The 25,409-nt window shown below is 67.6% G+C and carries 29 protein-coding genes; 6 read left to right on the plus strand and 23 right to left on the minus strand.

The features are described 5' to 3' along the window. Positions 1-92: 92 nt before the first annotated feature. From AC3WLC_RS17830 to AC3WLC_RS17840, 3 genes are all read right to left on the minus strand, one after another. A complete protein-coding gene (locus AC3WLC_RS17830; protein WP_493685232.1) occupies positions 93-482 on the minus strand; it encodes a hypothetical protein in 390 nt (129 codons plus the stop codon). A 70-nt stretch (positions 483-552) separates the two neighbouring features. Further along, the gene (locus tag AC3WLC_RS17835; RefSeq protein WP_493685233.1) at positions 553-900 is read right to left on the minus strand and encodes a gamma-glutamylcyclotransferase family protein; all 348 of its coding nucleotides are present in this window, start codon (positions 898-900) and stop codon (positions 553-555) included. A gap of 22 nt (positions 901-922) precedes the next feature. Continuing rightward, positions 923-1,588, minus strand: a complete 666-nt coding sequence (locus AC3WLC_RS17840) for a DJ-1/PfpI family protein (RefSeq protein ID WP_493685234.1) — start codon at positions 1,586-1,588, stop codon at positions 923-925. A gap of 83 nt (positions 1,589-1,671) precedes the next feature. Between AC3WLC_RS17840 and AC3WLC_RS17845 the strand changes: the two genes are divergently transcribed. Then, positions 1,672-2,625: a GlxA family transcriptional regulator gene (locus AC3WLC_RS17845; RefSeq protein WP_493685406.1), complete on the plus strand. Its 954-nt coding sequence runs from the start codon at positions 1,672-1,674 to the stop codon at positions 2,623-2,625. A 37-nt stretch (positions 2,626-2,662) separates the two neighbouring features. Here the strand turns inward: AC3WLC_RS17845 and AC3WLC_RS17850 are convergent, their stop codons facing one another. The 4 genes from AC3WLC_RS17850 to AC3WLC_RS17865 all read right to left on the minus strand — a co-directional run bounded on the left by AC3WLC_RS17850 (position 2,663) and on the right by AC3WLC_RS17865 (position 6,331). Continuing rightward, complete coding sequence (locus AC3WLC_RS17850) at positions 2,663-3,148, minus strand: nucleoside deaminase (protein ID WP_493685235.1); 486 nt, start codon at positions 3,146-3,148, stop codon at positions 2,663-2,665. Between the two features lie 229 nt (positions 3,149-3,377). After that, on the minus strand, positions 3,378-3,818 hold the full coding sequence (locus AC3WLC_RS17855) for a GNAT family N-acetyltransferase (protein WP_493685236.1): 441 nt from the start codon (positions 3,816-3,818) through the stop codon (positions 3,378-3,380). A gap of 15 nt (positions 3,819-3,833) precedes the next feature. Next, positions 3,834-5,012, minus strand: coding sequence for an E22 family MetX-like putative esterase (locus tag AC3WLC_RS17860; protein ID WP_493685237.1), 1,179 nt, complete (start codon positions 5,010-5,012; stop codon positions 3,834-3,836). A 203-nt stretch (positions 5,013-5,215) separates the two neighbouring features. Further along, the gene (locus AC3WLC_RS17865; protein WP_493685238.1) at positions 5,216-6,331 is read right to left on the minus strand and encodes a M20 family metallopeptidase; all 1,116 of its coding nucleotides are present in this window, start codon (positions 6,329-6,331) and stop codon (positions 5,216-5,218) included. Positions 6,332-6,513: 182 nt separating this feature from the next. Between AC3WLC_RS17865 and AC3WLC_RS17870 the strand changes: the two genes are divergently transcribed. Then, the gene (locus AC3WLC_RS17870; protein ID WP_493685239.1) at positions 6,514-6,777 is read left to right on the plus strand and encodes a hypothetical protein; all 264 of its coding nucleotides are present in this window, start codon (positions 6,514-6,516) and stop codon (positions 6,775-6,777) included. On the opposite strand, the gene AC3WLC_RS17875 is transcribed toward AC3WLC_RS17870, so the two are convergent. The 3 genes from AC3WLC_RS17875 to AC3WLC_RS17885 all read right to left on the minus strand — a co-directional run bounded on the left by AC3WLC_RS17875 (position 6,764) and on the right by AC3WLC_RS17885 (position 10,929). After that, positions 6,764-8,350, minus strand: coding sequence for an ABC transporter substrate-binding protein (locus AC3WLC_RS17875; RefSeq protein ID WP_493685240.1), 1,587 nt, complete (start codon positions 8,348-8,350; stop codon positions 6,764-6,766). The genes AC3WLC_RS17870 and AC3WLC_RS17875 overlap by 14 nt on opposite strands. 231 nt (positions 8,351-8,581) lie before the next feature. Beyond that, on the minus strand, positions 8,582-9,793 hold the full coding sequence (locus AC3WLC_RS17880) for a DUF2336 domain-containing protein (protein WP_493685241.1): 1,212 nt from the start codon (positions 9,791-9,793) through the stop codon (positions 8,582-8,584). Then, positions 9,790-10,929 (minus strand): transglycosylase SLT domain-containing protein, encoded by a 1,140-nt coding sequence (locus AC3WLC_RS17885; protein ID WP_493685242.1) that lies wholly within the window; start codon positions 10,927-10,929, stop codon positions 9,790-9,792. The genes AC3WLC_RS17880 and AC3WLC_RS17885 overlap by 4 nt, the downstream gene beginning before the upstream one ends. 137 nt (positions 10,930-11,066) lie before the next feature. Here AC3WLC_RS17885 and AC3WLC_RS17890 point away from each other — a divergent pair, with 137 nt between their 5' ends. Together AC3WLC_RS17890 and AC3WLC_RS17895 are read left to right on the plus strand one after the other, a co-directional pair. Then, positions 11,067-11,558, plus strand: coding sequence for a MaoC family dehydratase (locus AC3WLC_RS17890; protein WP_493685243.1), 492 nt, complete (start codon positions 11,067-11,069; stop codon positions 11,556-11,558). Then, positions 11,558-12,433, plus strand: a complete 876-nt coding sequence (locus AC3WLC_RS17895; protein ID WP_493685244.1) for an HpcH/HpaI aldolase/citrate lyase family protein — start codon at positions 11,558-11,560, stop codon at positions 12,431-12,433. The genes AC3WLC_RS17890 and AC3WLC_RS17895 overlap by 1 nt, the downstream gene beginning before the upstream one ends. 8 nt (positions 12,434-12,441) lie before the next feature. Here AC3WLC_RS17895 and AC3WLC_RS17900 read toward each other — a convergent pair whose 3' ends face one another. Continuing rightward, positions 12,442-14,001 carry an MFS transporter gene (locus AC3WLC_RS17900; RefSeq protein WP_493685245.1) on the minus strand — a complete coding sequence of 520 codons (1,560 nt, stop codon included), beginning with the start codon at positions 13,999-14,001 and terminating at the stop codon, positions 12,442-12,444. A 129-nt stretch (positions 14,002-14,130) separates the two neighbouring features. On the opposite strand from AC3WLC_RS17900, the gene AC3WLC_RS17905 reads away from it, so the two are divergent. Next, a complete protein-coding gene (locus AC3WLC_RS17905; RefSeq protein WP_493685246.1) occupies positions 14,131-15,039 on the plus strand; it encodes a LysR family transcriptional regulator in 909 nt (302 codons plus the stop codon). Positions 15,040-15,122: 83 nt separating this feature from the next. Here AC3WLC_RS17905 and AC3WLC_RS17910 read toward each other — a convergent pair whose 3' ends face one another. Genes AC3WLC_RS17910 through AC3WLC_RS17920 form a run of 3 tightly spaced genes read right to left on the minus strand, consistent with a single transcriptional unit; the run spans position 15,123 to position 16,494 of the window. Further along, entirely contained in the window at positions 15,123-15,308 is a 186-nt protein-coding gene (locus AC3WLC_RS17910; RefSeq protein WP_493685247.1) for a hypothetical protein, read from the minus strand. A 5-nt stretch (positions 15,309-15,313) separates the two neighbouring features. After that, positions 15,314-15,919 (minus strand): flavin reductase family protein, encoded by a 606-nt coding sequence (locus tag AC3WLC_RS17915; protein WP_493685248.1) that lies wholly within the window; start codon positions 15,917-15,919, stop codon positions 15,314-15,316. A 5-nt stretch (positions 15,920-15,924) separates the two neighbouring features. Next, positions 15,925-16,494 carry a nitroreductase family protein gene (locus AC3WLC_RS17920; RefSeq protein WP_493685249.1) on the minus strand — a complete coding sequence of 190 codons (570 nt, stop codon included), beginning with the start codon at positions 16,492-16,494 and terminating at the stop codon, positions 15,925-15,927. Between the two features lie 116 nt (positions 16,495-16,610). Between AC3WLC_RS17920 and AC3WLC_RS17925 the strand changes: the two genes are divergently transcribed. Then, the gene (locus AC3WLC_RS17925; protein ID WP_493685250.1) at positions 16,611-17,546 is read left to right on the plus strand and encodes an RgsD C-terminal domain-containing protein; all 936 of its coding nucleotides are present in this window, start codon (positions 16,611-16,613) and stop codon (positions 17,544-17,546) included. 107 nt (positions 17,547-17,653) lie between these two features. Here the strand turns inward: AC3WLC_RS17925 and AC3WLC_RS17930 are convergent, their stop codons facing one another. From AC3WLC_RS17930 to nagZ, 9 genes are all read right to left on the minus strand, one after another. Beyond that, complete coding sequence (locus AC3WLC_RS17930; protein ID WP_493685251.1) at positions 17,654-18,355, minus strand: SGNH/GDSL hydrolase family protein; 702 nt, start codon at positions 18,353-18,355, stop codon at positions 17,654-17,656. Positions 18,356-18,420: 65 nt separating this feature from the next. After that, a complete protein-coding gene (locus AC3WLC_RS17935; RefSeq protein ID WP_493685252.1) occupies positions 18,421-19,605 on the minus strand; it encodes an OpgC family protein in 1,185 nt (394 codons plus the stop codon). A gap of 258 nt (positions 19,606-19,863) precedes the next feature. Next, complete coding sequence (tatC, locus tag AC3WLC_RS17940; RefSeq protein WP_493685253.1) at positions 19,864-20,691, minus strand: twin-arginine translocase subunit TatC; 828 nt, start codon at positions 20,689-20,691, stop codon at positions 19,864-19,866. Then, entirely contained in the window at positions 20,688-21,239 is a 552-nt protein-coding gene (gene tatB / locus AC3WLC_RS17945) for a Sec-independent protein translocase protein TatB (protein ID WP_493685254.1), read from the minus strand. Before tatB ends, tatC begins: the two co-directional genes overlap by 4 nt. Before the next feature lie 98 nt (positions 21,240-21,337). Further along, entirely contained in the window at positions 21,338-21,580 is a 243-nt protein-coding gene (locus tag AC3WLC_RS17950) for a twin-arginine translocase TatA/TatE family subunit (RefSeq protein WP_346359160.1), read from the minus strand. Positions 21,581-21,649: 69 nt separating this feature from the next. Continuing rightward, positions 21,650-22,762 carry an ABC transporter ATP-binding protein gene (locus AC3WLC_RS17955; RefSeq protein WP_493685255.1) on the minus strand — a complete coding sequence of 371 codons (1,113 nt, stop codon included), beginning with the start codon at positions 22,760-22,762 and terminating at the stop codon, positions 21,650-21,652. Positions 22,763-22,806: 44 nt separating this feature from the next. Then, positions 22,807-23,493 (minus strand): SMC-Scp complex subunit ScpB, encoded by a 687-nt coding sequence (scpB, locus tag AC3WLC_RS17960; protein ID WP_493685256.1) that lies wholly within the window; start codon positions 23,491-23,493, stop codon positions 22,807-22,809. A 7-nt stretch (positions 23,494-23,500) separates the two neighbouring features. After that, positions 23,501-24,319 (minus strand): segregation and condensation protein A, encoded by an 819-nt coding sequence (locus AC3WLC_RS17965; protein ID WP_493685257.1) that lies wholly within the window; start codon positions 24,317-24,319, stop codon positions 23,501-23,503. A gap of 68 nt (positions 24,320-24,387) precedes the next feature. Beyond that, complete coding sequence (gene nagZ, locus AC3WLC_RS17970; protein WP_493685258.1) at positions 24,388-25,401, minus strand: beta-N-acetylhexosaminidase; 1,014 nt, start codon at positions 25,399-25,401, stop codon at positions 24,388-24,390. Between the last annotated feature and the right edge of the window lie 8 nt (positions 25,402-25,409).

A 25,409-nucleotide genomic window follows, 5' to 3' on the forward strand; every position in this document is an offset into this window, starting at 1 on the left:
CCGAGATGGACCTGCCGAAATCCCGCCGGCGCGCTGGCCTGGCGGAGCATTCGGTCATTGCGACGGAAAACGGCCCGAGGGCCGCCGCGGCGTCAGGCCCGGGCGGGCGGTCCTCTGGGGCGGGCGGCGAGCCGCTCTTCTCCCGGCAGCGGCCGCTCGGTCAGACCGTCGAAGCTGACGATCGTGACGCTCGCCTCGACTTCCTCGAAGAGCGCCGGCCGATCAGGCGGCGCATAAGCCGCGCCGATCCAGGCGCAACCGAGCAGGCAGCAGGCCGGCAGATGCGGAGCGGGCTCCTCGCCCGGCAGTGGCGCGCTCTGCGCACCGGGCGCGCAGAGAGTCAGATGCGCAGCGCGGTCGAGCAGCGCCGGCGCAAGGCTCTGTCCCGACACGACCGCGCCGAACAGCCCCTGCAGCACGAGCACATAGGCCGCGATGATCGCGACCCAGGATCTCGCTCTGATGGACTTGGCTGCGCTCAAGGACAGGCTCCCTGCCCCGTCGTTAGCGAAGGGCCCGAGAGCTGTCCATCAGCCGAACCGCCGCAGCGGCTCAAGCCTTGACGTAAACGAAAGCCTCCTTGCCGGAAGCGAGCCGGACGCTGATGCGCTTGTAGTCGGAGACCTCGTAGCGGTCGGCCGCGGCAAGCTCTTCGGCCGTGATGGCGAAGACCTTGCCCGGCACGCTGTCGGCCGGATCGTCGCTCGGCGCCACCACCGGATGGAAGCGCTTGCCGCTGGTGCGGATCACCTCTGGATCGGTGATCTCCAGCATGGTCTGGGCAAAGCCCGGCATGGCGTCGTCATGGCCGTCGAGCCGGCGCCCGAACGAGGATAGCTGCACGTTTTCCTGCTGCAGCGTGCCATAGGAGAACAGAAGGATACTGCGGTCCTCGGCCATTCTGCGGCTCCTGCACTTACGGCTACAGCGCCGCCAGCAGCTTTTCGCGCGCCGCGCGCGAGCCGGCAAGGCGCTGCCTTGCCGCAGCCAGGATCGCCTCGGGCGCCTCCTGCGGTGTGCCCGCCTTGAACGGCGGCTGCGGCGCATATTCCAGCGAGAGCTGGATCAATTGCGCCTCCTCCTCGCCGAGCAGCTCGGCGATCACGGTCAGCCCGAAATCGATGCCGGAGGTGACGCCGCCCGCCGTGATCAGGTTGCCATCGCGCACCACGCGCCCCTCGATGGGGATCGCGCCGAACCGAGCTAGCAGGTCATGCGCGTTCCAGTGGCTGGTCGCGCGCTTGCCCTTCAGCAGTCCGGCCATCCCCAGCACCAGCGATCCCGTGCAGACCGAGGTGAGATAGCGCACCTGCCCGGCCCGCTCGCGCAGGAAGGTGAGAACGGTCTCATCGGTCAGCAACGGATTGACCCCGCTGCCGCCCGGCACGCAGAGCACATCGAGCGGCGGGCACTCGGCGAAAGTCGTGGTCGGCGTCAGCGTCAGCCCGGTCGCGGCTTTCAGCGGCGCTGTGTCCTTCCAGATCAGATGCACCTGTGCGCCCTTGGCCGAGGCGAAGACCTCATAGGGGCCGGTCAAATCGAGCTGCTGGACCTGCGGGAAGACGAGAATGCCAAAGCTGAGGGACATGGGCAGAACTCCTGATTGACTGACGCAACCTAGCGCGCAAAGCTCTGGCCGAACTGCCAAGCATCCCTCGCTTCATGCCAAACATGCGCCGCATCGAGATCCTGACCTTCCCCGGCGGGCAATTGCTCGACGTCGCCGGGCCCTTGCAGGTTTTCGCCACCGCCAACGACCTCGCCCACCTCGCCGGCCGGCCCCTGCCCTACGAAACTGCGGTCGTCGCCGCCGGCGGGCGTGTCGTCACGAGCGCGCGGCTCGAACTCGGCGCTGCCCCGCTCCCCGAGCCGGATGCGCCACTGCACACGCTGGTCGTCGCCGGCGGCTATGGCGTCAACGCCGCCTGCCGCGACGAGGCGCTGGTTGGTTGGGTCCGGCAGCGCGCCGCAGCGGCGCAGCGTGTCGCTTCGGTCTGCAGCGGCGCCTTCCTGCTGGCGGCAGCGGGACTGCTCGACGGCAAGCGCGCCGTGACGCATTGGGGTCGCTGCGTCGAATTCCGCGCGATGTTCCCGCAAGTGCGGCTGGAGCCCGACCCGATCTATGTCCGCGACGGCGATGTCTGGACCTCGGCCGGCGTCACCGCCGGGATCGACCTTGCTCTGGCGCTGGTCGAGGCCGATCTCGGCCGCGAGCCGGCGCTCGCCATCGCCCGCCAGCTCGTCGTCTTCCTGAAGCGCCCCGGCGGGCAGGCGCAGTTCAGTGCTGCGCTGACATTGCAGGAGAAAGATGAGCGCTTCGACCGCCTGCATGGCTGGATCGTCGAGAACCTGCCCGGCGACCTCTCGCTGGAGGCCCTCGCTGGGCAAGCCAATATGAGCCTGCGCAGCTTCGCCCGGCATTATCGCCAGGCGACCGGCCGCACGCCGGCCCGCGCCGTCGAGGAGATCAGGATCGAGACGGCGCGCCGCCTGCTCGAACAGGGCCTCTCCGTCGCGCAAGCCGGCCGCCGCTGCGGCTTCGGTTCGGAGGAAACGCTGCGCCGCGCCTTCCTGCGCCGGCTCGGCGCCAGCCCTCAGGCCTATCGCGACAGGTTCGCGGGGTGAGCGGGCGACACAGCCCGCCTACCCTCTTTTGAACGGCCTAGAACGCCTTGCCGGCGTCGAACAGATGCTGCCAGGCTTCGTAGAGATCCTCGCCCTCATCGCGAACGCGGACATGGGTCAGCTGCATCTCGCGCTGCTCGGCGGGCCGGCTCAACTCGACATAGCCGCGCTCGGCGGACAGGTCATAGGGCGCCCCGTCCTCGTTCGAATAGGCGTAGTAGACCCGGGAAACGCCGGACAGATACATGGCCGAGCAGCACATCGAGCACGGAGAGCCGCTGGCATAGACCACGGCGCCGCGGAGGTCGGTCGTCCCGAGCGTCTTGGCGGCGGCGCGAACCGCCTGCATCTCGGCATGGGCGCTGGGATCGCACAGGCTTTCCACCTGGTTGACGGCGCGCGCGACGACCTTGCCATCCTTGACCAGCACCGCGCCGAACGGCCAGGTCCGACGCTCCCTGACATTCTCCATCCCGAGCCTGATGGAATCGACAAGGTGCTTTTCGATTTCGACGCTTGACATTTTCGTTTCCTCTTTATCGATTACATTGATTTCGTTGAAGAAATCACGATTTTCCGTCTAGGAAACGAACGGGTCTGCGGTCAATTGCGAGCAGGGAAAAACTCCTTGAGCCATTCGTGACGGCTTCGACGCCCAGCTCCGGACCAGCGTCATGATCGGGGGGCCACCGGAGCGGATGAACTGGTCGTGCAGCATCCGGGCGATGCACGGCACTCCAGCCTGAAGGCCTCTACAGCCCCAGCTCCATCAGCTTTTCGCCATTGGCGCGCTGCTCGCCGGTATCCCGGAAGCCCTGCGCCAAATAGAAGCCATGCGGCCCGGCGGCACCAGGCACGTAGCTTAGCCGGGCGACCCCATATCCCAGCGCCGGAAGGCTTTTCAGCCAGAGCGCGATCGCATCGCGCCCATAGCCTTTGCCCTGATGGCGCCCGTCGATCATGAAGCGCCAGAGGAAGCAACTTGCGCCGTCATCGTCTGGCCGCCACATGATGAAGCCGACCGGCTCCTCACCGGCATAGATCGCCCGGAACACCGCAGCCGGATTGAAATGAGCCTGCGCGATCGAGACCGCATTGGGCGCGACGAAGCCGCTCTGCGCCTCATGCGGCTCGAGATCGCAGATTGCGCGCACGGTCTCGGCCGTGATCTCGCGCAATGAGACGACCAACACGCTTAAGCCATGCCCTCACTTCTCCAGAAAGGCCTTCACCGCCCCTTCGGCTTGCTTCATCGAGATCACGCCATCGAGATGGCCGCGCGCGCCTTGGATGGTGACGTGAGTGACGTCGCGACCGGCTTTCTTCGCCTCGGCCACGGTGCGCTGGATCATCTCGTCGGGGAAGACCAGGTCCTTCGGCTGGTTGACGATCAGCAGCGGTGCCTTGATCCGGCTCGTCGCGTCAGCGAGCGACTTGCCGCCGGCGGCATAGAGCTGGTTGGCCTTGACCAGATAGAGGAAGTGGTTGGCGTCCGAGACTTTCGCACGCGCCTCGCCGGCATTGTCCAGAATGCTCTGGACCTGGAACTTGTTGCCGAGCGCCTTGGCCGGGTCCTCGCCCTCCTTGGCCGGGCGGCGGCCGAAGGTGCCGTTGGTCCAGTCGCTGTGGTTGGCCTGCAGGGTGACGACGGTCAGCGCCTTGGCGAGGCCGGCAGTGGGCGGCGTCTTGCCGTAATAATCACCCTTGTTCCAGTTCGGATCGACCAGGATCGGCGCCGCCCAGACGTCGAGCCAGGCGATCAATTGAGCATCAGCCTCGGCCGCGCCGATCACCGCCATCGCCTTGCCGACCATGTCGGGATGGCTCGCCGCCCATTCATAGGTCTGCAGCGCGCCCATTGACGGGCCGGCGACCATGACGAGCTTCTTGATCCCAAGACTCTCGACCAAGGCTTTCTGGACATTGACGAAATCGCCGACGGTCACGACCGGGAAGTCGAGTGCGTAGGGCTTGTTGGTGTCCGGGTCGATCGAGGCCGGGCCGGTGGTCGTGGTCTTGGGGTCGCCGGTGTTGAGGTTCACCAGCGTATCGGAGGACAGGACGAAATACTTGTTGGTGTCGATCGCCTTGCCCGGGCCGATGATCGCGTCCCAATAGCCGGGGGCGGCATCGGCGGCGGCATATTTGCCGGCGGCGTGCGAATTGGCCGAGAAGAAATGGCAGATCAGGATCGCGTTGGACTTGTCGGCGTTGAGCGTGCCGTAGCTTTCCCAGCCGACCTTGACGTTCTTCAGCGTCCGCCCGCCTTGCGTGGTGTAGCTCGGCAGCTCGAAGACCTTCTTCTCGACGATCAGATCCTGCGCGTCAGCCATTCCCGTCACCATCACGCCAACGACACCGAGCACACCTGCGATCCAGCCCTTCATGCCGCACTCCTCCACTCCGGCCGTCGCACGGCCTTGCGGGAGATCAGAGCGGATTTGTCCGGCTAACGGAAGGGGGTGGCTTACTGTCATTCTCGGGCGAAGCGAAGCGCAGATCCGAGAATCTCAGGACGAGGAGGCGCTGGTTGGACTCTCCTTCGGCCTGAGATGCTCGGGTCGAGCCCGAGCATGACGGCAGGTTTATCTCACAGCGTCTCCAGCAGCCCCTTGATCAGGGCCCGGCGCGGCGCGATCGAGGAGATCAGCGCGTATTCCTGCAAGGTGTGAGCGCCGTCGCCGTCGATGCCGAGCCCGTCCAGCGTCGGAATGCCGAGCGCCGCAGTGAAATTGCCGTCGGAGCCGCCGCCGGTCATCGGGCAGTCCTGCAGGTCGAAGCCGACCTTGGCCGCCACCGCCCGCGCCTGTTCATAGAGCGCCGCGACCTCCGGCGACTTCTCGTAGGGCGGCCGGTTCATGCCGCCGGTGATCGAGAGCTTCACATCCGGATCATGCGGCTTCAGCCCAAGGATGCGTTCTTCCATGGCGACGCCGTCCGCCACCGTTGTGACGCGGCAATCGACGCTGAACCAGGCATGCTGCGGGATGACGTTCGCGGCCGTGCCGCCGCCGACCAGCGCCACCGTCGTGGTGATGCCGCGCGAATAATCGGTCATGCCCTCGATCGCGAGGATCTGGTGCGCCGCCTCGCGGATGGCGTTGCGGCCATCGGCATGGCGCGAGCCGGAATGTGCCGGCCGGCCTTCGAGCTTAACCTCGAAACGGCCGACGCCCTTGCGCGCCGTGACGATCTTGCCGCCCTCGCGCGCTGGCTCGGTCACCAGCACCGCCATCGCCTCGCGGCCGACGGCCTCGATCAGATCCCGCGAGGTCGGCGAGCCGATCTCCTCATCCGGCGTGAACAGAAAGACCAGCGGCCGCTGCACCGTGCCGGACCTGGCCGCATCCTTGAAGGCCTGCAGCGCCAGCCAGGCACCGCCCTTCATGTCGTAGACGCCGGGACCGTAGAGCCGGTCACCCTCGACCCGCACCGGCAGGTCCTGGGCGCTGGTCCCGACCGGGTGGACCGTGTCGAGATGCGACATCAATGCGATCGCCTTCTCGCCGTTCCGGACGCCGGCGCGCAGGATCAGATTGTCGCCGAGCCCGTTGCGGCCGGGAATGCGCTCGACGGCGATGGGCAGGCCTTCGACCTCCCTGGCGACGAGGTCCATCATGCCGTTGACGCCGGGCACGTGATGGGTGGGGCTCTCCAGCGCAACCCAGACGGAGAGCGCGGGGACGGCGGGATCGTGAATGGTCATGATGGGAAGGGTTTTCGCAGGAAAGCGTGGCGATAACAGGACATTCGTCAATTCGCCGGCTTTGTCCATGTCGAAACGCGCCTAGCTGCCCTGCGGACCCTGCGCTTTAAAAAATTTCTGATGCGATGTCGGCAACACCGATCCTCGCCCGTCCTCGAAGCGAACCCGCCGAGGACAAGACGATGCGCCCGCCAGCCGTCCCAGCCACCGCCCTATTGCCGGCCCTGCCCCGGCTGCGCGGCCTCGTGGCGGCGCTCGCCGGCTTCACCGCAGTCCTCGGGCTGGCGCTCCTTGCCGACCAGGCCTTGCGCGCGATTGGCCTGCCGCCGCCGGCGGCCCAGCCAATGCCGGAACTCGGCCGCCAGGCTCTGGCCGCCTGGCTGCGGGCAGGTTGCCTGCTGCTCGGCGGCCTCCTTGCCCGCATCGCGATGGCTAGACGCGCTTGACGTTCCAGAAGGTCGGGAAGCTCGGCAGCACGCCCGTCAGCTTGCGGCTGAAGGCCGTCGGCTGGAAATACTGGCCGAGCGGCGCGTAAGGCACGTCCTCGAAGGCCTGCTTCTGCAACTCGGCCGCGATCCTCTGCTTGGCCGGCAGGTCGGCGGCTTCCATCCAGGCTTCGCGCAGCGCCTCGATCTTCGGCGCCACCGGCCAGCCCGGCCAGGCTGCCATGCCATTGCCGCGCAGCGAGATGTGGCCGACGGGATCGAGGATGTCGATGCCGTTCCAGCCTGTGAAGAAGCAGTTCCAGCCACCTTGTGCCGGGGGTTCCTTCTTGGCGCGGCGCGTCACCACCGTGCCCCAGTCCATCACCTGATAGTCGACGTTCATGCCGATGCGCTTCAGCATCTCGCCCGCGACCTCGCACTCAGCCTTGAGGTTGGCGAGATCGGTGACGCCAAGCAGCACGACCTTCTCGCCATTGTAGCCGGCAGCAGCCAATGCCTGCTTGACCTTGCCGGTATCGCGCGGGCCGTTCAGAATCTCCATACCGGCATCGTTGGCCATTGGCGTGCCCGGCGGGAACAGGCCGACGCCCGTGCGCCACAGCGCCTTGTCCGGTCCGCCGACCGCCTCCATGAACTCGGCCTGGTCGATCGCCAGCAGCATCGCCCGGCGGATCGCCGGATTGTCGAAGGGCGGATGCAGGTGGTTCATCCGCATGATCGCGATGGCGCCCGTCGTCTCCTTGACCGCGACTTCGAGCTTCGGGTCCTTCGCCAGGAGCGGCAGGATGTCCGGCAGCGGCTGCTCGACCCAATCGATCTCGCCGCTTTGCAGTGCCGCCGCCGCCGTCGCGGGGTCCGGCAGGGTATGCCATTCGATCCGCTCGACATGGACGATCTTCGGCCCCGCCGTGCGCCCGGGCCTGCCATCGCTGCGTGGCACGTAACCCGCGAATTTCTCGTAGACCGCCCGGCTCCCGGACTGGCGTTCGCTGGCGATGAAGCGGAACGGGCCGCTGCCGACGACTTCGGTGACCTGGGTCGCCGCATCGGTCTGAGCCAGCCGCTCCGGCATGATCACTGGCACCGAGGCCGTCATCTTGGCGAGCGCGTCGGGTAGCAGCGGGAACGGCTTCTTCAGCCGGAAGCGCAAAGTCCTGTCGTCGACAGCGGCGAGCTCATCGGTCTGCGCCATCAGCGTCTGGCCGAAGGAGTCGCGCTTGCCCCAGCGGTTCAGGCTGGCGACGCAGTCCTTCGCCAGCACCGGCGTGCCGTCATGGAATGTGAGGCCATCGCGCAGCTTGATCGTCCAGCTCTTGCCATCGGCCTCGGCGAGCGCGCCCTCCGCCATTTGTGGCTGGGCCTTGTAGCTCTCGTCCTGGCCGAACAGCGTGTCATAGGCGAGGAAGGCGTGGTTGCGGGTGACGGTCGCTGTCGTCCAGATCGGATCGACGACGGCGAGATCGCCCTGCGGCACGAATTTGATGACATTCTTGTCGGCCCCGCGGCCGATATTGGGTTTGCTGACCGCAATGGCGGCAGCCGTGCCTGCGATGAAAGCGCGACGTGTCGGCATTTCAGGCTCCCTGGAGCCCGTTCCGATCAGCTTGTACCGCAAGCCGATCGGCAAACGGTCTCCAAACTAAAGGGAGAGACGGATTCACCGATCAGGTTGGAACAACCTGATCGGATCCGGCTCTGCAGCAGGGCGTCGATCCGGGATGGTGAGGCCCTGGCAATACGGCGGGCTGCAGGCAACCAGCATGCCAGCGACCGGTCAAGCCGGCTGCTACCTCCCCCGGACCGTTCAAGCTGCGTCGCGCAGGTCGCCGAGATCGAGCTCGATCAGGAAGTTCGGATCGGCTTCGACCAGCAAAGCCAGGGCCGCATCGTCGGCGAGCGAATCCGCCAGTGCCCGCGCCTCGTCCCGGGCCGCCTCGGCATCGAGCCGGCGCAGCAGCGCCATGAGTGCATTGGCCTGAGGCCCTTCCAGGCCCTCGCAAGCGATCAGCACCTCTGCCAGCAGATCCCGATCGATGCCACCACCCCGCCTTTCGCCGTGGCCCGCCTGTTTCAGCGCCTCCACAGCGGCGGCGAAGGCCGGCAACAGTGCCTCCGGCATCGCCGCCTTGCGATAGAGCGCCTTGAGGCCTGCCCCGCGCCGATCCCAGAGCAGCGCCCGCACGCGCTTCAGCGGCAGGTCGGACAGTGCTGCAAAAGCGGATTCGGCCAGAGCCGGCTCGCCGCTCAGCAGCGAACGCAGGATCACGCCCGGCGTCAGGCGGCCATTCTCGCGCAGGCAATCGACGATCGCCGGGGCATCGCTTGCTTCGCCGCCGGCCGCAAGCGCGACCGCGACGCGCTCGGTCGATTCGCGCGCGAGCCGGGCGCTTCGCTCTTCGGTCAACCAGCCGCAACCGGAGACGAAGGCGGCGAGCGCATCGGAGACCTTGGCGGCGATCGCCTGGCGCAGGCCTGTCGGAAGATCGTCGCGCGCCAGCATGGCCTCGCGCACCGCGCCGGCCTCGCCCTCGCGCTCGAAGATGCGCTCCAGCGAGAAATCCGGAATCTCCGCCGTCGGATTGGCGAGCAGCGCGACCAGCGCGTCCTCGCAGCCGACTTCGGCGAGCGCCGCGCAGATTCCCGGCGACAGCCAAGGCCGCTGTGCGATCGCACGCTGCGCGAGCCCGTCGCCGATCGCGGCGGCGTCGACCAGATCGGCCTCGGTCAGCACCGGCGACTGCGCCAGCAGCAGGGCAGCGATGTCGCTCTGCTCGGCGATCAGGCCGAGCACCAGATTGCGCGGCGCCTGCGGCGCGGCAGCGAGTTCCTCGGCCAGCGCGCGGCGGACCAATGGCGAGGGATCGTCGACCAGGGCGATCAGCGCCGTTTCGGCCTCGCGCCGGTCCTCGGGTGACATGGCCGAGCGCAGATAGGCGCCAGCCAGCGCGGCAGCGCCTTTCGCGCGCGCCTCGGCCGGCGCGGTGCGGGCCCAGAGCAGGAAGCGACGCACGATCATCCGCGCCTCCCATGGGTCATGAACTGGCTGAGGTCGAGCGGCCCGCGCCGCTGGCGGCGGGGCGCGACGGCCTCGCTGGAGGCCGTCTGCGTGTCCGCGACCGCAAGGTCGCGCGGCCGCGACGGCGGCAGCGGTGCGTTGACAGCAGTCGTGGTCTTGGTTGTCGCGCCGCTCTCGGTCTTGGCGGCCTTGCTGGCGGACGAGGCCTCGCCTTCGCTCGCCGCGGAACCGACGCGCGGGAAATAGCGTAGCGACGGATCGTCATTGGCGGTTCGGGATCCGCCTCCGCTGCGCGGCGTCGTCCAGAGATTGGCGACGGCCTTCGAGACCGGCGCGCGCGACCCTTCGGTCGAGAACAGGCCGATCAGCCCCCTCGCCCGATCCGGCGCCAGCGCGGCGGCGATCGGCACGACCGGCGGCTCCGCAGCATAGGCGGCCGCGGTGGTGGCGGCCGCCCCTATCGGCTTGGCCTGCGCCAGCATGGCACCGGTCGTCGCCGCGACCTGGGTGTTGGCGTGGCTGGCGGCGAGCAGGCCGTAGACCTCCTGAGCGCTGCGGGCCCGGCCGGCCTTGTCGAAGAAGATCGAGCGGTTCGCGGCTGCGGCTTCTGGGAAATCGCGAGCGGCGGCGCGGGTCGGATCGCTTCCGGCCGTGCGGATCAGATCGGATGCGCCACGGGCGCCCAGCACATGCGCCATATAGAGCTCGCCGGCCTGCGGCTGGCGCCCCAGTGCCTGGCCGAGCTGCTCGGCATTCTTCTGCGTCAGCGCGCCCGCCATCACCGTCGCGACATGCGGATCGGTGCGCAATTGCAGGATCTTCTCGCGCAATGCCGGATCCGACACGGTCAGGCGGCCGCTGCCGTCCTCGCTGATCGCGCCGGCATAATTCGCCATGCCCTGCTTCGGCCCTTCCTGGCGCATGATCGACAGCCAGGTCTGCTCGATGAACTGGAACAGGCCGGTCGCGCTCGAGGTGCGCGCCTTCGCATCCGGCTCCAGCGAGGATTCGCGTTGCGCCGTCTTCAGCAGATAGTCGAAGCCGACGCCGGTCTTGTCCGCGCCCTGCTTGATCGCGCTGACGACAGGATTGGCGGGCGTTGTCTCACGGGTGCTCGGCGTGCTGAAAAGGAACATTGGGTCACTCGGGCCGCTGCCGTTCCAGGCGGACCGGAGCACCCGCAGAGACTGGACCGATTATGGTAAGCGAACCGTTAAAACGGCCGTTTGCCGGCCCCGGCCCGGAACCGAAAAAGAGCCACAGGAGCAAGACGATGGCGGAAGCGGCGCGGCACAAGCGGGGCGGGCTCTATTTCGAGGACTTCGAGATCGGCGCCTCGATCGAGCATCGGCTGACCCGGACGGTCACGCAGATGGACAACATGCTGTTCTCCAACATGACGCTGAATCCGCAGCCCTTGCACATCGACGCGCATTTCTGCGCGACCGAGACCGAATGGGGCAAGCCGCTGATGAACTCGCTGTTCACGCTCGGGCTGATGATCGGCATCTCGGTCAACGACACCACGGTCGGCACCACCATCGGCAATCTCGGCATGACCGATGTGACCTTCCCGGCTCCGCTCTTCGAGGGCGATACGGTGAACTGCGTCACCGAGATCGTCGCCAAGCGCGAATCGAAGTCGCGGCCGGATGCCGGCATCGTCGACTTCCACCACCGCGCCTACAAGCAGGACGGTACCTTGGTGGCGCAGTGCCGCCGCCAGGCCTTCATGAAGAAGCGCCCCGTGGAAGGACAGGCCTGATGCGCTCGCTCCTCTTCGTCCCCGCTGACAACCAGAAGAAGCTGCAGAAGGGCCTGGACAGCGGCGCCGACGCGTTGATCCTCGACCTTGAGGATTCCGTCGCGCTCGACGCCAAGCCGGCTGCGCGCGAACTCACCCGCGACTTCCTCAAGGAGGTGAATGCCCGGGCAAAGCGCCCGCGCCTGATCGTGCGCGTCAACGCGCTGACGACGGGCATGACCGAGGCCGATCTCGATGTCGTCATGCAGGGCAGCCCGGACGCGATCATGCTGCCGAAGGCGGAAGGCGGGCCCGATCTCAGCCATCTCGCCGCCCATGTCGCGGTACGCGAGGCCGAATACGACCTGCCTGACGGCGGGACCAAGATCATTGCGATCGCCACCGAGACCGGCAAGGGCATCTTCGGCCTCGGCAGCTATGCCGGCGCCAGCCACCGCCTCGCCGGCTTGACATGGGGGGCGGAGGATCTCTCGGCCGATCTCGGTGCCGAGACCAACCGGCTCGAGGACGGCAGCTATGCCGATCCCTACCGGATCGCCCGCTCGCTCCTGCTCTTCGCGGCTTCAGCCGCACAGGTCGACGCGATCGATACCGTCTTCACCGCCTTCCGCGATGAGGCGGCCTTGCGCGCCGAATGCATCGCCGCGCGCCGCGACGGCTTCACCGGCAAGATGGCGATCCACCCGGCGCAGGTGCCTGTGATCAACGAGGTCTTCTCGCCCTCGCCCGAATCGCTTGCCCGGGCCGAGGCGATCATCAAGCTCTTCGACGACAATCCCGGTCTTGGCGTAGTTGGGCTCGACGGCGAGATGCTCGACCGGCCGCATTTGCTGCGCGCCCGCCGCTTGAAGGCACGCGCGCAAAAGCTGGGCTGACCACGGCCTCAGGCATCGGACTCGGCGCAGGCGATTGCTGCGCCGGTCTGCGCCGGGCGTCTGGCGGGACCGAAGATCAGGACGCTGATCGCGGCCAGGGCGCCGGCGCCGATGCCGCCATAGAGCATCACCCAACCAAAGCCCTGGACCAGCGCCGCATGCACGCCGGCACCGGACGGGTCGTGCAGCGCCAGCGCCGGATAGGCTTCACGCAGCGCACCGAGATTGCCGGCGGCGATCGACGACGCCAGCGCCTGCAGCTGCGAGCGATCGAAGGCGGTCGACACGGCATCCGGCAGCGAGCGCCTGATGCCCTCGACCAGGATCAGCCCCATCACTGCGATGTTGATCGCGAGCGCGATCAGCCGCGCGCTGATGTCGATGCCTGACGCCATGCCCGCGCGGTCGCTCGGCACCGAGCCGGTGGTCGTATTGGTCACGGCCGGATTGGTCAGGCCGAGACCGATGCCGGCCAGCAGAGCTCCGGGCAGCAGGGTCAGCCAGCTCGCCTGGACAACGGCCCTGCCGAACCACATCGCGATGAAACCGGCGCCCATCGTGAGCATCCCCAGGGGAATGACGAGCTGCGGGCCATGACGCCGCAGCAAATGGTCGGAGACGGGCGGCATCAGCATGAAGGGCACGGTGTAGGCCAGCAGCAGGAGCCCGGCGGCCTCGCTCCCGAGGCCGAGCCCGCTCTGGAAGTAGATCGGCAGGTAGATGATGAACGGCCAGTAGCTGAAGTTCATGCCGATGCAGCCGATGATCGCGCCGCTGAACGCGCGGATCCGAAACACCGAGAAGTCGAACATCGGCTGCGCCGCGCGCCGTTCCACCACCAGAAAGGCAAGGAAGCTGGCAAGAGCCAGGCCGGCGAGGCCGAGCGCCGCAGCTGTGCTGAGGTCAGCGCCCTGCGTGATGACATAGGCGAAGCCGAAGACCGCCAGGGTCAGCGTGACGATGCCGGCGACGTCGAGCGTCTTCGCCTCCGGATCACGCGATTCGCGGATACCGATCGCTGCAGGCGCCAGCGCCAGCGCGGTCAGCGGGACATGGATCAGGAAGACCCATTGCCAGCCGGCCAGGCTCGCGATCATGCCGCCGATCACCGGGCCGAAGCCGAGCCCGACGCCGGTGACGACGCCCCAGATGGTGAAGGCCCTGCCCCGCTCGCGCCCGTCCGGAAACTGGTGCGAGATGATGGCAACGGCGCAGGTGAGCATGGCGCCGCCGGCCATGCCCTGCAGGAACCGGCCGGCGATCAGGATCGTGGCGCTCGGCGCCAGCCCGCAGATCAGCGACGTCACGCCGAAGGCCGCGGTCGTCGCGATGAAGAGCCGCTTGCGGCCATAGCGGTCGGCGAGCGTGCCCGTCGCCATCAGCACCGCCGTGCAGGCGATGGTGTAGGCGTTCATGATCCATTGCAGGGCCTTGAAATCGGCCGGCAGCACCGCTTCCAGCGTCGGCAGGATGACCGGCACGCTGGAGATTTCGAGGCCGAACATCAGCGTCGCGAGGCAGGCGCCGGCCAGGGCCAAGGCATTTCGTGAGGATGGAGATATCGCCATGACGAGACCTTTCGGGTTCGATCCGCATCGTTCGGGATCGAGGAAGGCCTCTCGTCTAGGGGCAGCTTCGGCATGATAGAAATGATTTAATTTCGCAGTTTTCAGTATCTGTGATAATAAATCTCGGTCATGGATTTTGCTCCCGAACTGTTGCGCGCGCTCGTCGCCGTCGCCGAGGCCGGCGGGTTCACCCGTGCGGCAGAACGCCTGCACCTGACGCAATCGGCGGTCAGCCACCAGATCCGCAGGCTGGAGGAGCAGATCGGCGCGCCGCTCTTCATCCGGACCACGCGCAAGCTGGCGCTGACCGAGGATGGCGAAGAGTTCCTGCGCCATGCCAGGCAGATCCTGCAGGCGCACGCCGCCTTGAGCCAGCGCTTCCAGGCGTCCACCCTCGCCGGCGCGATCCGGTTCGGCGTGCCGGAGAACTTTCTGGGCGATGAGCTGCCGCATCTGCTTAGCCGCTTCGCCCGCACCTTCCCGGCCGTGCGCCTGGAAGCCTCGGTCAGCCTCTGCCAGGACTTCAGCGCCAGGATCGAGAGCGGCGAGCTCGACCTCGCGGTGGCGATGCGCCGGGCCGGCGAACCCGGCGGAACGGTGCTGCGCCGGTCGCACTATGTCTGGGCCGCGGCCGAGGATTTCATGGTTCCGGCCGGCTCGTCGCTGCCGCTCGCGCTGTCGAACCCGCCCTGCCTGTGCCGAACCGTCGCCATCGAGGCCCTGGCCGGCTCCGGCGTCGAATGGCATATCGGCTTCACCTCGGCCAATCTGCATGGACTGCGGGCAGCGATGCTGGCTGGGCTCGGCGCTTCGATCATCGCTCATGACGAGCTTGAGCCGGGCATGAAAGTTCTCGCGCCGAGCTATGGTCTGCCGCCGCTGCCTGACCTGGAATTCGCGCTGATCTGGTCCGCCAACGGCAAGATGCCCTGCTCCCGCGAACTCGGCCGGCTGATCGCCGACGCCGCAAGACGTCTCGGTGGCCCCGTGCTGAACCGACCAGCGCAGCGCAGGACGCTCGCTGACACGCCGGCTTAGCCGAAGGCGCCAACCGATTCGACTGATTCGGGTTTTCCCGCTTCTGACGGGAAGCGACGCCCGGTTTCAGGAGCGGTGCGTACTCACCTGATCTGCCGGCAGTGATTCCGCGCTGCGCTCGCCAGGCACTCCTGCGCCTTCTTGGCGGCGTTGAGCTCGCGCAGCAGCCAGAACCCCGCCCCGATCATCACCAGCATGGCGATGATCGCGAGCAGATTGACGGTCATGCGCCATTGCTCATCCGGCTCCTCATCCTGGCGCCGGACCATGGCGCTCAGCCTCCGGCCGGACGGGTGATCGAGAACAACTCCGTGACCTCAGCATAGTCGCTGTAGCCGCAGCGCGCGATCGGGTTGGCCTTGGCCGTGTCGAAGCGGCCGTCATGGACGAAGGCCTCGCCGACATAGGCCGCGACGACCTGGCCGAGCACCATCCAGCGCGGCACGTCGTTGCCGTCGATATCCTTGAGCTGCTGGATCGAGAGCAGCTTGCATTCGAGCGCCGCAGGGCTCGCCGCCACCCGCGGCGGCTTGACGATCCGCGAGGGCGCCATCTCCAGCCCGGCATGGGCGTATTCGCTTGTCCCCCGTGGCAGCGGCGCCGAGGTCAGGTTCATCTGCTGGTCGAGCGCCTTGCTCACCAGGCTGCAGGTGAACTCGCCGGTCTCCTCGATGAAGGCGACCGCATCCTTCTTGTTCTCCGAGGAGAACATCACGATGTTCGGCCGCGATGAGATCGCGTTGAAGAAGCTGTAGGGCGAGAGATTGACTTCGCCCTTGACGTTCACCGCGCTGATCCAGCCGATCGGCCGCGGCGTCACGATCGCCTTGAACGGATCGTGCCGGAAGTCGAGATCGCGCCCGTGATCGGTGTAGTACATCGCTCTCACGCCCCGAACCGGCTGACGATGGCGGCAAGGTCGGGCCGCTCGCGGTCGGCCGGACGGCCGTCGGCCTTGCCGAGGTGGACGAAGCCGGCGATGCGCTCGTCCGCTTCTAGTCCGAAGGCGTCGAGCACCTTGCGGTCGAAGGAAAACCAGTTGGTCAGCCAGGAGCCGTTGAAGCCGAGCGCCTCGGCGGCGATCAGCATGTTCATGCAGACCGCGCCGGCCGAGAGCTCCTGCTCCCATTCCGGGATCTTCTCATGCTTGCGGGCGCGCGAGACCACGGCGATCACCACCGGCGCGTGGAGCAGGCGCTTGCGCTCGAACGCGACCTTGTCATCGTCGGCCTGCGGATTCCGCTCCTTGAAGACATCAGCGACGATCTCCGCCGCCCTCTCCTTGGCGGCCCCGGCGAAGACGATGAAGCGCCAGGGCGCGAGCTTGCCATGATCGGGCACGCGCGCCGCCACGGTCAGGATCTCACGCAGTTGCGCCTCGTCCGGCCCGGGAGCGGAGAGAAATTGCGGTGGCACCGAGCGACGGAGCTTGAGCAGGGAGAGCGTGTCGGTCATGAACGATCCGGAAGATGGCGCGGCCGCGGGGATGATGTTCCCAGTTAAGGTTTCGCCATGATGAGGACAAGCGAGCCTGCTCCTTCCCCGGTGCAAGGACGATGACGGCACAGCGCATGTTTCAACGCGACGAGTTCCAGACGGTGGCGGTTCCCATGAAGGCGGCGTGTGCGGCCATCGCTGTGCTGTTGCTGTCGGTGATCGCCGCTCTCCCCGCCCTCGCCCAGACTCCGGGCGCGACTCCCTCGGCCACGACGCCCGGCTCGCCTCCGCCGGATACCGCCCCCGCCATCCGCCCCGGCCAGGCGATGCTCAGCCTCAGCGCCCAATTCTCCGGCAACCGCAAGCCGGTCCGCTCCGGGCTGGTCTGGCGCGTGCTGAGCGAATCCGCCGACGGCTCGCCGCCCAAGATCATCGCCCGCTCCAGCGCGGCCGAGCCCAGCTTCCCACTCGATCCCGGCGTCTATCTGCTCCATGCCGCCTATGGTTTCGCCAGCGCGACCAAGCGCGTCACGGTCGGCGCCCAGGGCCTGACCGACCGGCTCAGCATCAGCGCCGGCGGGCTCTCGCTTGCCGGCTCGATCGGCGAGACGCCGATCGCGCCGAACCTGCTGAACTTCTCGGTATTCGTGCCGCTGCAGGGCAATTCGGAAGGCCGCCTGGTGGCGTCCAACGTCAAGTCCGGCGAGCTGATCCGCCTGCCCGAGGGCACCTATCACATCGTCTCGACCTATGGCGATTCGAACGCAATCCAGCGCTCCGACGTCCGGGTCGAATCCGGCCAGGTCACTCAGGCGACGCTGCATCACCGCGCCGCGCAGGTCACCTTGAAGCTGGTCGCCGGTCCCGGCGGCGAGGCCTTTGCCGGCACCGCCTTCAGCGTGCTCACCCCCGGCGGCGACGTCATCCGCGAGGCGATCGGCGCCTTCCCGCAGGTGATCCTGGCCGAGGGCGACTATGTGCTGATCGCCCGGCAGGAGGGTCAGGTCTTCTCGCGCGACTTCAAGGTCGAGGCCGGCCGCGACCGCGACATCGAGGTGATCGCACGCTGAGGGTTGCCGTCATTGCGAGCGTAAGCGAAGCAATCCAGGAGCGGCAGAGCTCCACGTTGCCCTGGATTGCTTCGTCGGCTGAAGCCTCCTCGCAATGACGAGAAAGCTCAATTCGTAGGCTTGCCCGGCCCGCCGCCCTCGCCCAGCTCGGCGACGATGCCGTCGGCAAGGCGGATGGCGAGGCAGCGATAGCCGGCCTCGACCACCTGCAGCCCGTCCATGCCGACGATCTCCTCCTCGCTGAACTGCTTCGAGCCCGACCAGTTCTTCATCATCGCATAGCGCGGGAAGACCGGGACGCCGCTCTCGCTCGCCGTCTTCGCCAGCACGGCGCGGTAATCGTCATATTTCGGATAGCGGCCCTCGCGCGGCAGCCAGGGCATGTCCATCAGCACGAGGTCGATCCCGGCCTCCTGCAGCTTGTGGGCACCCTTGCGCAGGATCTTGGCGAGCTTCTCCTCGCCGATATCGCGAATGGCGTCGTTCACCGCCGTCTGCCAGATCACCAGGGACGGCTTCTCGGGAATGACCTCGGCCTCGAGCCGCAGATACATCTCATAGGCCGACTGGCCGCCGACGCCGAGATTGAGCACCTTGATCTCGCGCCCGGGCAGGCGCCGGCGCAACTCGGCTTCAAGCACGGCGGGATAGCTGCGATCGGCGTCGCTGGTACCGGTCCCGGCCGTGGTCGACGAGCCCAGCGCGACGATGCTGAGCCGGTTGGTCTCCGCCAGATTGCGCTTGGAGGCCGCCAGGATCGGCTTGAACGGGTGCTGGGCCGCACCAGCCCGGCAGCGCCCATCCACCATTTGAGCGAGCGGCTTAGGCCCGGCGAATGCCGGCAAAGCCGACGCCAGGAGCAGAAGGAGAGCGCTCAGGCCGTAGCGGCCTGCTCGCGCGGGGCGCTGGCGGCGCGTGCCGTAAGCGTCTTGTACCACGACAGAAACGTTCCTAGCCCGAGCAGGATGGTAATCCCGCCCAGCGTCACGAGCAACTGGACCCAAAGGGTGAAGGAGGTCTCCGCAAGGATGATCTGCCCGGCGATCGCCAGCACGATCCCGGCACAGAAGACTTCCAGGGAATGCCGCCCGAGTGCGGCCAGCCGCCGGCCGGCCAGCCCGGTCAGGATACCGGCATCGGGCCGCACGAAGCGCAGCACCAGCCAGGCCAACGCCGCCAGATGCGCGACGCGCGGCCAGGCGAGATTGGTCTTGTCGATGCCGATCTGCAGGCTGTCGATCCAATCGTTCATGAGCGCGATGCCGAACGGATTGCCCGAAGACAGCTTCACCATCCCGGCGAAGACGAGGACGACGACAGCCGCGAAATCGAGCAGGCGCAGCTTCGGCACGCCGGCCCCGACCAGTCCGAGCCGGCCGATGACGACACCGAACGAGAACAACATCTGCCAGGCGAAGGGATTGAAGAACCAGCCGCCATCGCCCGGATGGTTCGGCAGGTTGAGGCCGGCATGGGTAGCGCCCTGCCAGATTGCGACGGAGACCGCGAGCGCCGCCAGCGGGCTCGTCCGCGCGGTGACGTAGATCAACGGGAACGCCGCCAGCAGCACGATATAGAGCGGCAGGATGTCGAGATAATAGGGCTGGTAGACAAGGCCCAGCGCATTGACGATCGCCGCCGGCGTGTCGCTGAAGAAGGGCTGGATATTGATCGCCTCGACATAGAGCGCGTTCTGGGTGCGCACCACCGCGGTCGCGACGATGCCGCAGACCAGCACGAACAGCGCGAGGTGCGCGATGTAGAGCGTCCAGATCCGGGCGCCGACCTTGAGCGAGCCGACGAGCAGCCCGCGTTGGTCGATCAGCCTTCCATAGGCGAAGGCGGCCGAGACGCCGGCGAGCAGCACGAAGATGTCGGCGGCATCGGAGAAGCCGTAATTGTGCGGCATCGCGGCCGAGACGATGTTGCCCGGCATGTGGTTGACGAAGATGACGAGCAGGATCAGGCCGCGGATCACGTCGATGCGCAGGTCGCGGCCGGGCGAGGCCGCATCGCGCGGCCCTTTTCCGAACAGCATCAGGCGCCAGAATCCGCTCACGTCACCACCGCATCCACCTGCACGGCCTGTGAGGCGGCCGCACGTTCGTTCATCTGCCGTTCATCTTAACATTGTGTTGCGAGCAAGGCTCCGCGGTCGCGGATCACAAGCCTGTGCATCAACGTGACGGGGAAGCGTTGGTTCGGCAGTGGCGGGCGGGCGCAGCGCCGCGATCCGCCAGCGGCTTCAACGGCCTGTGGCGGATCGCGTCGTTATTGAACGAGTGATCACATGAGCTGGATGGGTAGCCGAGCTGCGCTAGGCGTCTGCGTCCTCGGCCGCCTTCGTCGCATCGCGCTTCTTCTCGACACGGCGCACCGAGAACACCGAGAGCTCGTAGAGCAGCAGCATCGGCACCGCGAGCATCAACTGCGAGATCACGTCGGGCGGGGTCAGCACGGCCGCGATCACGAAGACGAAGACAATGGCGTAGCGGCGCTTGTCCTTCAGGAACTGCGAATCGATGATCCCCGCCTGCCCGAGCAGGGTCAGGATCACCGGCAGCTGGAAGGAAATGCCGAAGGCGAAGATCAGCGTCATGATCAGCGAGAGGTACTCGCTGACCTTGGGCAGCAGCGCGATGCCTGCCTGGTTCTCGGTCGCCGCCTGCTGCATGCCGATCGAGAACTTCATCAGCACCGGCATCGCGAAGAAGAACACCAGCGCCGCGCCGAGCACGAAGAAGATCGGCGTCGCCGCCAGATAAGGCGCGAAAGCCTGACGCTCGTTCTTGTAGAGGCCGGGCGCGACGAATTTGTAGATCTGCGTCGCGATCACCGGAAAGGCGAAGAAGCCGGCGCCGAAGGCCGCGACCTTGATGTGCGTGAAGAGCAGCTCGAGCGGGCCGGTATAGATCAGCTGCGCATTGGCGCTCGATCCTGCCGCCCAGACATAGGGCAGCACGAGCGTGTTGTAGATCTGCGTCGAGAAGGCGAAGCAGACGAAGAACATGATCAGGAAGGCGATCAGCGACTTGATCAGCCGCGAGCGCAATTCGATCAGATGGTCGATCAGCGGCGCGCGCGAGGCCTCGATCTCGTCCTCGCCATCGCGCTTCGCCTCGGTATTCGTCTCGACGACGCTCATGCCGTCTCTCCGCCCTCGGCCTCGGCGGCCTTGGCTTTGCGCTTGCGGGCAGGCTTGGCCGGCGGCTCTTCAGCCGCGACCTCGGCCGGCACGGCCGGCTCCTCGGTCGCAACTGTCTTGCGGCGGCGCTTGGGCTTCTCTTCCGGCACGGGTTCGGCGACAGGGGCCGGCTCGATACTGACGGGCGCCGGCAACTCAGGCGCTGGCAGCGCAGCGAGCGTCGCCTCGGCGTCCTTCATCGCCTTGTCCTCGGCCGCAGCTGGCTTCGAGGCGTCGGCAGCACCGAAATCCTTCATCGGCTCGATCGGATCGAAATTGGTCGAGGCCTGGATCGAGTTGCCGATGTCGTCGACCTGCTTCTTCAGGTCGTGAAGCTCGGCCTCGCGCATCGCGTCGTTGAACTGGCCCTGGAATTCGGCCGCCATGCGCCGGATCTTGCCGATCGCCTGCCCGGCCGTGCGCAGTGCGCCCGGCAGTTCCTTGGGGCCGATCACGACGAGCGCGACACCCCCGATCAGCAGCATTTCGCTCCAGGCGATGTCGAACATCGACGGCCGGTCCTCTGGAAATCTTGTAGGGCGCCGGGAAGGCGCCGGAATCGAAACCGATCAGGATTCACCTGATCGGCAGGTCCGCTCCTACGAGATCAGGCCTTGGTCTCGGCCTTGGCCGGCTGCGGGCTCGCGGTCTGGGCCGTCTGGTCGATCACCTTGGGATCCGCAGGCTGCTGCGCGGCCGGCGGCGGCGTGTCGTCCTCGGCCATGCCCTTCTTGAACGACTTGATGCCTTTGGCAACATCGCCCATCAGTTCGGACACCTTGCCGCGGCCGAACAGCAGCATGACGATGACGCCGACGACGATCCAGTGCCAGATGCTGACGCCACCCATGGCGGTACTCCTCCGAATTTGAACGCGCGGCCCGACTTGTTTCGAGGGGCCAGATGCTTGTGCCGGAAACTAGGTGTCCCCTACAGGGAACACAAGGACTTCGTCCATCGCAATGTCGATGCCTACATCCTCGCCCTCGGCGACCGAACCGCGCAGTGGCAGCCGCGCCACCAGGGGCTTGTCGAGACCATCGACCGCAAGCTCGACATGGTCGACCTCGCCGAGGAAGCGCCGCGTCACCACCCGCGCCTGCAGGCAGAACCCTTTCGGCACCAGCCGGATCGCCTGAGGGCGGATGCCGACGACAGCCGGAGCGCCATCCACCAAACCGGGCGCCGGGAACCGCCCGAGCGGGGTATCGACGGCGCCGTCCTGCGCGACGGCCTCGATCTCGGTAAGATCGCAGAAAAATCGGGCGGCAAAGAGGCTGGCGGGCCGGCGATAGAGCTCTTCGGCAGTGCCGCTCTGGACGATCCGGCCCTGCTGCATCAGCACGATCCGGTCGGCGACGCGCATCGCGTCCTCAGGGTCATGGGTGACGATGATCGAGGTCGCGCCGATCTCCTGCAGCAGCGCCATGGTCTCGTCGCGCACGACATCGCGCAGGCGCCGGTCGAGATTGGAGAAGGGCTCGTCCATCAGCAGCACGCCGGGCCGCGGCGCCACGGCGCGGGCGAGCGCCACGCGCTGCTGCTCGCCGCCCGACAACATGTGCGGATAGGCCTCGGCAAGGTCGGCGAGGCCGACGCGGGCGATGGCGCGCAGGGCCGTCGCATCGGCCTCGGCATTGCCATAGCCGCGCAGGCCGAAGCGGACGTTCTCGCGCACCGAAAGATGCGGAAAGAGCGCGTAGTCCTGGAAGACCAGGCCGACCCCTCTCGCCTCCGGCTCGACGAAATGAGCGGGCGAGGAGACGTCGCGGCCTTCGAGCAAAACGCGACCCGAACTCGGACGCTCCACCCCGGCGGCGAGCCGCAGCAGCGTCGTCTTGCCGCAGCCGGAATGGCCGAGCAGCGCGACGATCTCGCCGGGCGCGACGCTGAGCGAGACATCGTCCAATGCCGTCACCGCGCCGAATCGCTGAGTTACCCCGTCGAAGCCAAGCGCCATCGGGATCGCGGCGCCGGCCGTGCCGCGCCGTCCCCACCCCAGCCAGCGCATCTTGCTTTCGGTCCGAGCCAAGTCGTTCTCCTGCCGGCCCGCCGGGCGCGATCGCCTGCGCTGTGCTAGCTGGCGTCGCCGTCGTCAAGCGGCGTGAACAGGTCGCCGAGCGGGTCCTCGTCGTCGCGTAAGGACGGATCGTCGTCGGGCACCGGCACGGTGAGGTCCTTGGCGAGGCGCCCTTCGATGAAGCCGGCGCCCTTCAGTTCCTCCAGCCCCGGCAGGTCGTCGATGCGGTCCAGCCCGAAATGGTCGAGGAAGGCGGGCGTGGTCCCGAAGGTCACCGGCCGCCCCGGCGAGCGCCGCCGGCCGCGCAGGCGCACCCAGCCGGCTTCGAGCAGGATGTCGAGCGTGCCCTTGGCGGTGGCGACGCCGCGGATCTCCTCGATCTCGGCCCGCGTCACCGGCTGGTGGTAGGCGATGATGGCGAGCGTCTCCAGCGCGGCGCGCGAGAGCTTGCGCGGCGGCTCGGCCTCGGGCGCGAGCAGATAGGCGAGATCCGGCGCGGTGCGGAAGGCATAGCCGCCGGCGACACGGTGCAGGGTCACCCCGCGCAGGGCGTAGGTCTGCTGCAATTCGGCGATCACCCGCTCGATCGGCACATTGGCCGGTACCGATTTCGCCAGTTCCTCGGCCGGGAGCGGCTGCACCGAGGCGAACAGCAGGGCCTCGACGATGCGGCAGGCGCGCGCCAGCGCCTCGTCGGCATCCCAGTCGTCCTCGTCCTCGCGTTCGGCTTCAGCCACGGCCATCAGCGCCTCACAGGCCGAGCGTCGGCGGCCGCTCCGAGCGGCGACGGACATAGAGCGGCGAGAAGGCGCCGTCCTGGCGCAGGTCGAGCAGGCCTTCGCGCACCATCTCCAGCATTGCCGAGAGCGAGGAGGCCCGCACCGTCGCGGTCATCGTCTCGACCGGCAGGCCATGGCTGCTCATATAGCGGGTGAGATAGCCGTCGATCGCGGTCCACTCGCCGGCCTCGCCGACCAGCCGCGCCAGCGCCTCGCGCGCCTCGACCAGCGACAGCACCTGGCGATGGCCGACGCTCATCGGCTGGCGGATGCGCTTCTGGCGCTGCTGCGCATAGGCGGCGAGCAGGTCGTAGAGCTCCGCTTCCCAGGTCGGCCGGCCGGACGAGGCGATCACTTCCGGCGCACCGCGGGCGAAGACGTCGCGGCCGAGCCGCTCACGGGTCGCGAGCCGCTGCGCCGCCGCACGGATCGTCTCCAGCCGCTTCAGGCGCAGCGCCAGGGCGGTCGCGAGATCGGCCGCGCTCGGCTCCTCGCCCTTGGGCGGCTCCGGCAGCAGCATGCGCGACTTGAGGTAGGCGAGCCAGGCCGCCATCACGAGATAGTCGGCGGCGAGCTCCAATCGCAGCGCCCGCGCCGTCTCGATGAAGGAGAGGTACTGCTCGGCCAGCGCCAGGATCGAGATACGGGCGAGATCGACCTTCTGGCGGCGGGCAAGATCGAGCAGCAGGTCGAGCGGCCCTTCATAGCCGTCGACATCGATCACGAACGAGGGTTCGCCGGACGCGCGTTCCGGCGTGCCGTCCTCCTGGAATGGCAGCTCAGCGGCCATCGATGGCCTGTTCCCCATGTCCTGCCCCGCCAATCCGGCGGAGCAACAACCCCGGGGAGAGAATCAGCCTAACCGCCGCTCAAAGCAAGGGCGCTGGCAAGGTGGGCGCGGGTGCTGTCCACATCGAGCGGTTCCGGCTCGTGCCGGATGCGCGCCAGCGCCATCGCGGCGCGGCGGGCGCGCTGTCCGGTCATATCCGGAACGGCGCCGGCGACTGCGACCATCTCATCCATGATGCCATGGCAGTGCAGCACCACGTCGACGCCGGCCCGAATCGCCGCCCTCGCCTTCTCTTCGAAGCTGCCCGACAGCGCCTTCATCGAGATATCGTCGGTCATGATCAGACCGTCATAGCCGAGCTCGCCGCGCATGATCTCTCGGACGATCTTGCGCGAGACCGTCGCTGGCCGGCGCTTGTCGAGCGCGGTGAAGACGACATGCGCCGTCATCGCCAGCGGCATGTCGGCGAGATGCCGGAACGGCCGGAAGTCATGGGCGCGCAACTCGTCGAGACTGGCCTCGACCACCGGCAGATCGTGATGGCTGTCGGCCTTGGCCCGGCCATGGCCCGGCATGTGCTTGACCACCGGCAGCACGCCGCCGGCCAAAAGCCCCTCGGCGGCCGCGCGGCCAAGCGTCGCCACGATGGCAGGATCCCGCGCATAGGCGCGGTTGCCGATCACGTCATGGCTGCCGGCGATCGGCACATCGAGCACCGGCAGGCAGTCGACATCGATGCCGACGCTCTTCAGGTCATGCGCCATCAGCCGCGCCGAGAGCCGGACGACCTCGCGCTGCTGGACGGGATCGTTGATCGCGAGGAAGGCCAGCGCCGGCGGATAGGGCGGCCAGTGCGGCGGCCCCATCCGCTGCACCCGCCCGCCTTCCTGGTCGATCAGGATCGGCGCCTGCCAGCCGACGCAATCGCGCATCTGCGCCGTCAGCGCAGCCACTTGCGCCGGATCCTGCGTATTCCGCTTGAACAGGATGAAGCCCCAGGGCCGGGCATCGCGGAAGAAGGCCCGCTCGTCGGGGGTGAGGCTCGTGCCGAGGCAGCCGGCGATGAAGGCGCGCGAGGTCATGGCGCCGT

This window comes from Allobosea sp. GW821-FHT03A12 (assembly GCF_058986765.1).